This window comes from Pseudomonas sp. Sample_9 (assembly GCF_004307535.1).
GTDB classification, from domain to species: Bacteria; Pseudomonadota; Gammaproteobacteria; order Pseudomonadales; family Pseudomonadaceae; genus Aquipseudomonas; species Aquipseudomonas mercuritolerans.
This window is the reverse complement of record NZ_RAZO01000248.1, coordinates 1-10,343: the sequence shown is the minus strand read 5'-3', so window position 1 is coordinate 10,343 and position 10,343 is coordinate 1. Positions and strand designations below refer to the sequence as shown.

Here is a 10,343-nt window from a genome sequence, read left to right as displayed (position 1 = left end):
TACTCCGAATGTTATTGGATTTATGGCAGAGCCGGGTTCGGCGAAAATTTCGGGTGTGGCTGATTATTTTTGTTCGACTGAAGATCGTTACCCCTCACCCCAGCCCTCTCCCCCAAAGGGGGCGAGGGGGAAAAGGAGCCGATCTATGTGGACTTCAATATCTGAGTTCGACTCGGTATCTCAGGTCGATGTATCTCGAAAGTACACCTCGGTCAGTCCCCTCTCCCTCCAGGAGAGGGCTAGGGTGAGGGCAGCGGTTATCGGTGTGGAATAAATAGCTCGCGAACACCGCAAGCCTGCTCCACCACCTCTCCCGGCAACTTCAAACGCTGATCATCCAGATAGCGATAATCCTTGCGCGCAATCTCCAGTTGCGTGAAATCCAGCTCGACCCTGAACTGCCCTTCTTCGCGCCCGGCCTCGAACAGCAGCGCCCCCAGCGGATCGACCAGCGCGCTTCCGCCGGCAAACACCAGACCGTCATCGCCCGCCTCGACACGATTGACCATCAGCGCAAACGCCTGGTTTTCCTGGGCGCGGGCCATGATCGCGGTGCGGTGGGTCGGGCCGTACGGGTCCATGTTGCCGTTGGTGACGATGAGCAATTCCACGCCCAGTTGCGCCAGGGCGCGGGCGGTTTCCGGGAACTCGATGTCGTAGCAGATCAACAGGCCCACGCGCACGCCGTTCCACGCATAGGTGGTGTAGCGGTCGCCGGCCCCGAACACGCCGCGATCCGACGCCCACAGATGGGTCTTGCGGTATTTCAGGGCGATGCCTTCGGGTGTGATCAACAACGTCGTGTTGTAGAAGCGGCCGTTGTCGTTCTCGGCCATGCCCACCACCACGGCGATGTCATGCTCACGCGCCGCCGCGAGCACGGCGCTGACGGTCGGGCCGTCGAGCGGTTCGGCGACCCGGGCCACGGTTTCGGCGTTGGGGAAGCCCATCAGGTGGGTTTCCGGGAACACGATCATTTGCGTGTCGACCGCGCAGGCAGCAATCGCCGCCAGTGCGCGTTCGAGGTTGTAAGCCGTGTCGTTGTCACGGCCCGCCAGTTGGGCGAGTTCGACTTTCATGGTTATCCCTTGTTATGTGGCCCGGTCCGGAAAGATTGCCCGGTGCCTGTCTGTGGGCCAGTATGCGCAGCAAGCAACCGGCCAGGGAATCACGCGGCCGGGGTAACCCGATAGGGGTAGATCGATGACACTTTCGTTGAATGACATCACTTGGCACCGCGCCGTCGGGCAATTGATCGACGCGCTCGACAAGCCGAATTTCTGGGCGCAACTGGTGCGTCTGCTTGAGCAGTACGTGGCGTTCGATAGCTGGGTGGTGCTGCTGTTCAGCGCCGATCAGCATCCGCAAGTCTTCGCCGAATGCCCCGGCGAGGACGGCAGTCCGGACCCGTTGTTCCAGGATTATCTGCGCGGGCTGTATCTGCTCGATCCGTTCTACATCGCCTGCCGCGAGCAATCGCGCACCGGCCTGTATCGCCTCTCGGAAGTCGCGCCGGAGCATTTCGAGCTGACCGAGTATTACCAGCGATACTTTCGTCTGAATGTGGTGGCCGACGAAATCCAGTTCAATTGCCAGCTCGAAGGCGAGCGCACGCTGTGCCTGTCGCTGGGCAGTGAAAAACGTTTCACTGGCGAACAGATCGCTTTGCTGTCTTTGATCCAGCCATGGGTGCTGGGCCTGTTGCGCCAGCGCCTGCCGTACGAGATCAACGAAACCGTGGCCCTCGCCGTCGCACCTGCGCAGGCAGACTGGCGGGTGCAACTGGAAGCGTCGGTGCAACAGCTCAAGGGCGCCCAATTGACCGCGCGGGAACTGGACGTCGGGCGCTTGATGCTCAGCGGCTGTTCCAGCAAGGAAATCGCCCGTAAGCTGGAAATCTCCGTGGAAACCGTAAAAGTCCATAAGAAACACATGTACAGCAAGCTGGGGATCAAGTCCCAGTCCGAGCTGTTTTCGATTTTTCTGCAGGCGCAGAACGCCTGAAACAATGTGACTAACGCTTTTTGTGGGAGCGAGCCTGCTCGCGAAGAGGCCCTCATGGCCGACATCAAGGTTGGCTGGCCCGCCGTCTTCGCGAGCAGGCTCGCTCCCACAGGGATGCGTGCCGTTGCACAAAATTGAGTCCGAACCAGGGAACCCGTATGAGCCTGTCGCTGCTGAGCCGCTACGCCTTCTTTGCCGTCTGCGTGATTTTCACCCTCGCCAGCCTGCCCTTTCTCGAACATGACTGGCTGTGGCCGATCAGCGCCGTCACCGCTGTGCTGAGCCTGCTCGGCGTGTTCGACCTGTTGCAGACGCGCCATGCAGTGCGCCGCAATTATCCGATTCTGGGCAACATCCGTTATCTGGTCGAAGGTATCCGCCCGGAGATTCGCCAGTATCTGCTCGAGTCCGACAGCGACGCCCTGCCCTTCTCCCGCGCGCAGCGTTCGCTGGTGTACTCGCGAGCGAAAAACGAAACCGCCGACAAACCGTTCGGCACGCTGATCGACGTCTACCAGTCCGGCTTCGAATTCATCGGCCACTCGATGCGCCCGGCGCCGTTGAGTGACCCGAATGGTTTCCGCGTCACTGTCGGCGGGCCGCAGTGCACGCAGCCCTATTCAGCGTCGATCTTCAATATTTCGGCGATGAGTTTCGGTTCGCTCAGTGCCAACGCCATCCGCGCTCTGAATCAGGGCGCGAAACTCGGCAACTTCGCCCACGACACTGGCGAAGGCAGTATCAGCCCGTATCACCGCGAACACGGCGGCGACCTGACCTGGGAGCTGGGCAGCGGCTACTTTGGCTGCCGCACCAGCGACGGCCGCTTCGACCCGGAACGCTTCGCCGTGCAGGCGCAGAATCCGCAAGTGCGCATGATCGAAATCAAGATGAGCCAGGGCGCCAAGCCCGGCCATGGCGGGATCTTGCCCAAACACAAGGTCACCAGGGAAATTGCCGAAACCCGCGGCATCCTGATGGGCGAAGACTGCGTTTCGCCGTCGCGCCACAGTGCGTTTTCCACGCCGATCGAGATGATGCAGTTCATCCAGCAACTGCGCGAACTGTCCGGTGGCAAGCCGGTGGGCTTCAAGTTCTGCCTCGGCCACCCGTGGGAATTCATGGGCATTGCCAAGGCAATGCTGGAAACCGGCATTCTTCCCGACTTCATCGTCGTCGATGGCAAGGAAGGCGGCACTGGCGCAGCGCCTGTCGAGTTCACCGACCACATCGGCGTGCCGATGCGCGAAGGCTTGCTGTTCGTGCACAACACGCTGGTCGGCCTGAACCTGCGCGACAAGATCAAACTCGGCGCCAGCGGCAAGATCGTCAGCGCCTTCGACATCGCCAGCGTGCTGGCCATCGGCGCCGACTGGGCCAACTCGGCGCGCGGCTTCATGTTCGCCATCGGCTGCATCCAGTCACAGTCGTGCCACACCAACAAATGCCCGACCGGCGTCGCCACCCAGGACGCCCTGCGCCAGCGCGCTCTGGTGGTCCCAGACAAAGCCCAGCGCGTCTACAACTTCCATCGCAGCACGCTCAAAGCGCTGGCGGAAATGCTCGCTGCCGCCGGGCTTGATCATCCTTCGCAACTGTCGGCCAAGCATCTGGTGCGTCGCATGTCGGCAACCGAGATCAAACTGTTCTCGCAGTTGCATGTGTTTTTGAAACCCGGGGAATTGCTCACTGGGGAAGTGAACGGCGAGTTTTATTCGCGGATGTGGCAGATGGCGCGGGCGGACAGTTTTGAACCTTTGGAAGTGGCTGCCGCGTAACTGCAAAGCGCCAATCCGCACGACGGATTGGCGCTCGACATCCGTTACATCACGCGGCAGTAGCACCTTCAACAACCGGCACCGGCCTGGTGACTGTTCTAATCACGCCGGGGTTGGGATAAACGCTGACCAGTGTGTCCGGTTGCGTTATCCAGCCAGGTTTCTCCGATGAATATTTTATGATCGTGCCCGCACCTTCACTGGCCTGGAAATGCAACTTCCAGGATTGCGCCGCGCGGTCGTATTTCATGAACGCAAAACCCAACAGCCGCGAGTCCGCCTGACCGTTTGCATTCACACGCAGCCCATAGTCGGGATATTCCATGGACGCGCTGAGACCCAGACCGTGCTCATGCGTGGCGAGGCCATTGTACTGAGCGAGTTCCTTGCCACCCTCGACATGCCTGACCCGCAGGCGACTGGCGTCGAGTTGATCGACCACCAGCGAGCAGCCACTGAAGCCAGGCGTAAACAAATGATCGGGCTCGCCCCACTTGGGGTGGACCGGAATATCGACATAACCTCCCTGCGCGGCCCAGTAACCGACCACGGCATCTGACGACTGCGGAAGCTTGTCGATTTTCGGGTCATGGATTTTCAATGCATTGAATTGCGTCCGGACCGAGTTGGCAGGCTGAACGCGCTCCATGACAAAGACGAAACTTGCCCCGCCCTCCTGATTGGCCAGTTGTGACGCGATCTCGGCGCTGTAATTGACGCGCCCCGGTTGCAACAATTCGGTGGCCACCGGTAACCGGCTTAATTGCGCCGGCGACAAGGCTTCATGAATGCCGGTGCGCTGCAGCGAATAACGCGTCAGGGAAGGCAGACCACAATCGTACGCAAGGTGTGCAACCTCACTGTTAGCAACGACTTCGATGACCGGTTCCCATAAACCGTTGGGCAGCCGATGGCGCATAAATGCCGAGCCCGGACGTAGCGGATTGCTTGAGGTGTACACAAGCTGATGGCTGAGACGGGTACTTTCATCGACAGTCGCCCCCACCGGCACGTCTGTTGCACCTTGCGGCAGCTCACCGCCACGCAGCGAAACCGGCTGCCATTGATCCGGCGCAACTTGCCAGAGTCTGGCGCCGTGCGTGCGGTTCGTCGCCGGGTCAACAATCACCACGTCGGTGAAATCGTCTGCCAGATTGAAATCATTCCTGATTCCATACACCGCTTCCTTGCCAGCGGCGTCGATATTGCGGATATAAAAGCGTTGGCCGTCCGCGCTGCGGAAAATACCCCAGGCATTGCTCTCAAGACCGACGAGTACCGAGGGCTTGATGGCGAAGCGGTTGAAATCGCTGTTAGTGAATCCGTTCACTCCAAGGATTTCAGGCTTGGGCCGGAAATCGCCCGGTGCGCCGTAAAGCCGATTGTTCAGCGGGTTGTAGTGATGCCACTGCTGGTCTTTCAGCACGCCGATGCCATCGACACTTTGCTGGTTTATCTTCCAGGTACCTATCAGTGCGGGCCCGTGTTCTTTGCGCAGTAACCGCAATAACTCGCTGGGGTCTGACACTCTGCGCAATGCCATGATCTGCCGCAGGCCTTGCTCGCCGAGAAATCTGAGGCCTTGACCAAGCAGCCGGGTCGCCCCCACGCCCACGTCACGCAGGGCGATCAACGGATTGAGTTCGGTGATGACCACCGCACCGATTATCTTCGCCGCCTTGAGTGTCTTGCTGATGGCTGACGCCGTGGAAACACCAATCCTGGCCAGTTTTCCGGCAACACTTGCACCGGCAGTAACAAAGCCCAATACATCAAAAAACAGGTCCACTGCGCCGTCGGCATAGTTGCCGTCGACGAAGTTGGCGATCGCCGTCTTGAACGGGATCAGGTCGACCACGAAATCGATGACCCTCTGCACGAACGCGTTTTCCCCGTCTTGCGTGGTCTGGCCCTTTGCTGCCTGCAAAATGTCCTCGTTGTCCAGATCCAGATGTTGCACAAAGGCTTGAGCAATCAGCTCGGTGCGCTCGCTCGAATAACTGACGGGCACTGAAGAGCTTTTTGCGCTTTTTGGCAGGAGCTTAGCGGCTTGCGACTGGTCAGCCAGCAGCAATGGCTCGATGGTGTGCTTGATGCTCGGAACAGATGCATTTGTGCGCTCGGACGCTTCTGCTGGATCGTAGGACCGGGTCCGGATAACCCCTTGTTTCAGATCGATATCATAAAGCTTCGATTCCTGGCCCAGATCAACCTTCACCCTGAGGATGGCGCTTGTAGATATCAGGTTTCTGCCGACAATATTCAGACTCAAGCGGTAGGTCTTGTATTGGTAAAACGAGACGTGGCCGTGTTCCAGGTTTTTCCTGTCCTGCAGCGGCAACTCGGCGATCAGATGTTTTACAAACAGCAGTGCGCCTTGCTTGAGGTTGCCGATAGCATTTTCAAATTGTGCCTGGAAGGCATCTGCCGCGCCAAGTTCCAGCGGTGCATTGATCTGGTCAAGCAGCGGAAGCAAGCGCGGATCGCGGGTCGTCCATTGATAGTAGGGCGGCCCGCCCATCATGACGATGTCGAGCAGCGAGTATCGGCCGTTGAGGGTCGGGTACAACAAGAGCCCGTCGCCTCCGGCAACCTTGGGCTGCTCCAGCAGGCGCTCTTCAAACGGTATGTCGCCTTTGAACTTTTTCTGCAGTCTGTCCAGCGCGATGGCTTTGCGGCTTGGCAATTGGCTGTTCAACAAAATCGAGGTGTTGAGACGACCGGCCAGTTGCAGGTTGAAGTGTGTCTTGGCGCGCTCCAGTTCGTCACGGGTGTAATGTTCACCGTGGTTCTTTTGCACCACGCCGTTGACTACGCCCCAATCTGCCAGCGCGGCAGCCTGAACGTGCTGAAAAACCTGCGAGTCGATCAACGAAGCGCTTTCTGCGCTGGCCATAACTTGAGCAAAGGTCATATAGGCGACTTTCCCGGGTGTGTAGGCCTCGATCGTTCGTGCCGCGACGGTCAGGTTGAACCATGCCGTGGTGCCGTATTTCAAGTCGGGGGGAAATTTCTTGATGAGAAACTCGGGCGCCTTGCGAACCAGCAACAGAGCGGCGGTCAATCCGGCCAGTCGGCGGCTGCTCAAGCGTTCCTTGATCAAGTAAGCCACCAGGTTATCGAATACCTGCAAAGGGGGTTTGCCCCAGAGTTTCTCTCCGGCTAGATCGAAGCCAGCAACTTTGCTGCGTGACGGCTGATCAATATCGCCCTGATGCAGACTCAAATGAATGCCGGCCATTGCGTACTCGGCGGCGCTGACATCGGTGGCGATGCCGTTCAAGCGGGTCTGGATTGCAAGACCCAGAGCCTGCCCGCGAGGACTGTTGATGAGTCTTGCCAATGCCGACAGCGGATCACTCAGCGCCTCATTCGCAAGCCGCTCGTCTACGTCCAGATAGTCCAGCACTCCGGCACCCGGTAGCGCAATGAAATCAAGGCTATCCAGAAAAACACTGGTGGCGTGCAAGGCTTCTTTTTGTTGCGCAACAGTCAATGGAATTGACCAGGACAATGCACCGGCAAAGTCACCAAACGGATGGGAATTTACTTTTGCGATTTCCAGGCTGGCCGCGAGGTGCTCAAACTGATTATTCTCAGGTGCCGATACTTCACCAACGAGGTCCATGTTGGATTCAGACATTTTATTTTCCTTCAACGGATTAAATAGAATCCGAAGTAGGCGATAGAACACGCTTTAATTTGAAGGCCAGAAGTATTACCAATAAATCATATCAGAGCCGCCAGACACCATTTAAATACCAAACTTATCAAGTATATGACCGAGTGAATGTTGCCAAATAATAGACCAACCAAAGTCAGCCATACCCATTCACTCTAAAACCGGCATCAGGCGTGGAAACTCACAACATGAAAATACTTGCAAAGCTGCCTCTTGAAATTACAAACGGGAGCCTCACGATTACTGTTACAACAAAAAAAGATCGCTTTCTGCAACAATATCCACATTCCTTACCATGTAGAAACTCCTGCAGGCAGCGACCTTTTCCGGAGGTCTTGCGCGTTTAATAACTTACGACGCGGAACGCACGGCATCTCGCGATAAGTTATTCGGCTGCAACTTGAACACGTAAAACAACACCGTCAGCAACACCAGAAACGCAGGCCCGACATACAGCGCCACGCGGGTATCCGGGAAGTACGCCATCAGGCCGACCACCAGCACCAGAAATGCCAATGCAAAGTACGAACTGACCGGGTACAGCCACATCTTGTACTTGAGGCCGGCACGTTCGCTGGCGCTCAGGCCTTTGCGGAATTTCAGCTGGGCGAGAAGGATCATCACCCAGGTCCAGATCGCACCGAAGGTGGCAATCGAGGTGACCCAGACGAAGACTTTTTCCGGCACCAGATAGTTGAGCATTACGCCCAACAGCAACACCGCGATCGAAAGCAGCAGCGCACGGCGTGGCACGCCGTTGTTCGAGGTCTTGGCGAAACCGGCCGGGGCCTGGCCATTCTGCGCCAGGCTGTAGAGCATGCGCCCGGTGCTGAAGATGCCGCCGTTGCACGACGACAGCGCCGCAGTAATCACCACGAAGTTGATGATACCGGCGGCGGTCTTGATGCCCAGCCGCTCGAAGGTCATCACAAACGGGCTGCCTTGGGTGCCGATTTCGTTCCACGGGTAGATCGACAGGATCACGAACAGCGCGCCGACGTAGAACAGCAGAATCCGCCAGAACACCGAGCCGATCGCGTCGGGAATGGTCTTCTGTGGGTTTTTCGCTTCACCGGCGGTGAGGCCGATCATCTCGACACCGAGGTAGGCGAACATGACCATCTGCAGCGACATCAGCACACCGGTCACGCCGTTGGGCATGAAACCGCCATGGGCCCAGAGATTGGAAATGCCCAGTGCCACGCCGTCATTGCCGAAACCGAAGGCGATGATGCCGACGCCGCCGATGACCATGGCAATGATGGTGACGATCTTGATCAGGGCGAACCAGAATTCGAATTCGCCGAAGGCTTTCACCGCGATCAGGTTGATCGAGCCCATGCTGATCAACGCCGCCAGGGCCCAGATCCAGCGCGGCACATCGGGAAACCAGATGCCCATGTACACGGCCACGGCGGTGATTTCCGCGACGCAGGTCACCAGCCACAGAAACCAGTAATTCCAACCGGTGAGAAAGCCTGCCAGCGGACCGAGATAGTCCTGCGCGTAGCGGCTGAACGAACCGGCCACCGGGTTATGCACGGCCATTTCGCCGAGCGCGCGCATGATCACCAGGATCGCCAGACCACCAAGGATGTAAGAGAGCATGATCGCCGGGCCAGCCATTTCGATAGCCTTGGCCGAACCGAGAAACAGACCGACGCCGATACAGGCACCGAGCGCCATCAGGCGGATATGCCGTTCGCCGAGTTCACGTTTGAGCGGACCGCCCGAAGCGGTGTCGCCGTGCGGCAGAGGATTGCCAACTGGCATAGGGGTACAACCTCGTCTTGTTATTGGATATGACCACCGGGTTTCGAAGCGTCGGCCGATAGGCCTTGGCTGGGCAGGAAACCGCGTCAGCTTCGTGGGCAGACGCGTCTTGCAGGGCGGGCCTGAAAGATCAGCGGGGCGTGCAGTATAAAAAGCTCAGGGCAGGATTTTTCACTCTAAAAGTCACAACATTCAGCGACAACTCTCGGCAATAGTGGGTTCTTCGGAGAGGCATTACCTGCACTACGTAGGAAAAGTCGCCACTGAAAAAGCCGCGAAGTATTGCACAGACATGGTGCAGCGTCATGTTCCAGCCCGGGTGCATTTGATTCACTGCGCGATGTCTCTCCTCGCGATTGATCACGGATAAATGGCCGGCGGATTCAGAAATTTCTCTCAACGATTGCGGCGTCGACAGGGACAGGCAGCCACTAACCTTTGAAGAAGCCATGAACAAGCAAGGAAGCTCACATGCCAGTCCGTCCCAATTCCCACCGTCTGCGCCAAAATCGCTTCTCGGAAAACGGTCGTGCCTACTTCATCACCTCTGTCATCCACGAACGCCAGCCCGTATTTGCAGATTGGCAGACAGGCCGATTATTGGTTGCCGAACTGCGCCGGGCTCATGAGCAAGGAGTCGCGCAATCCATCGCCTGGGTTGTCATGCCTGACCACTTTCATTGGCTGATGCAATTGCAACGCGGCTCACTTGGCGAAGTCATTGGTGGTGTAAAGGCCCGCTGTACGCATGCGGTGAACAGAAAAACCGGACGTCACGGACCGCTGTGGCAAACCGGCTACCACGACCGTGCGATCCGTGACGGCGAGGATCTGGAGCCCATCGCCCGCTATATCATCAATAATCCCCTGCGAGCCGGGCTGGTCGATAACCTCGGTGACTATCCGCTCTGGGATGCCTACTGGCTCTGAGCGCGCCAGTTCTATGGAATAGGTGTATCAATTGTGGCGAGGGGATTTATCCCCGCTCGGCTGCGCAGCAGTCGCAATTTCCATACACGCGCAGTACCTGTAGAAACCGTGCCAGCAGGTGTTGGGGCCGCTTCGCAGCCCAACGGGGATGAATCCCCTCGCCACAGGGAATCCCT

General features: G+C 58.0%; 6 protein-coding genes. 3 read left to right on the top strand and 3 right to left on the bottom strand.

Annotation, left to right across the window (positions count from 1 at the left end):
- Nucleotides 1–257: 257 nt before the first annotated feature.
- A complete protein-coding gene (locus D6877_RS14070; RefSeq protein ID WP_130911188.1) occupies nucleotides 258–1,079 on the bottom strand; it encodes a carbon-nitrogen hydrolase family protein in 822 nt (273 codons plus the stop codon).
- Nucleotides 1,080–1,203: 124 nt separating this feature from the next.
- Here D6877_RS14070 and D6877_RS14065 point away from each other — a divergent pair, with 124 nt between their 5' ends.
- Together D6877_RS14065 and D6877_RS14055 are read left to right on the top strand one after the other, a co-directional pair.
- Nucleotides 1,204–2,004, top strand: coding sequence for a LuxR C-terminal-related transcriptional regulator (locus D6877_RS14065; protein WP_016773377.1), 801 nt, complete (start codon nucleotides 1,204–1,206; stop codon nucleotides 2,002–2,004).
- Nucleotides 2,005–2,162: 158 nt separating this feature from the next.
- Nucleotides 2,163–3,782 carry an FMN-binding glutamate synthase family protein gene (locus D6877_RS14055; protein ID WP_130911187.1) on the top strand — a complete coding sequence of 540 codons (1,620 nt, stop codon included), beginning with the start codon at nucleotides 2,163–2,165 and terminating at the stop codon, nucleotides 3,780–3,782.
- Nucleotides 3,783–3,831: 49 nt separating this feature from the next.
- On the opposite strand, the gene D6877_RS14050 is transcribed toward D6877_RS14055, so the two are convergent.
- The gene (locus D6877_RS14050) at nucleotides 3,832–7,425 is read right to left on the bottom strand and encodes a hypothetical protein (RefSeq protein ID WP_130911186.1); all 3,594 of its coding nucleotides are present in this window, start codon (nucleotides 7,423–7,425) and stop codon (nucleotides 3,832–3,834) included.
- A gap of 390 nt (nucleotides 7,426–7,815) precedes the next feature.
- Nucleotides 7,816–9,237 carry an amino acid permease gene (locus D6877_RS14045; protein WP_130911185.1) on the bottom strand — a complete coding sequence of 474 codons (1,422 nt, stop codon included), beginning with the start codon at nucleotides 9,235–9,237 and terminating at the stop codon, nucleotides 7,816–7,818.
- 471 nt (nucleotides 9,238–9,708) lie between these two features.
- On the opposite strand from D6877_RS14045, the gene D6877_RS14040 reads away from it, so the two are divergent.
- A complete protein-coding gene (locus D6877_RS14040; protein WP_130911184.1) occupies nucleotides 9,709–10,167 on the top strand; it encodes a transposase in 459 nt (152 codons plus the stop codon).
- Nucleotides 10,168–10,343 lie beyond the last annotated feature (176 nt).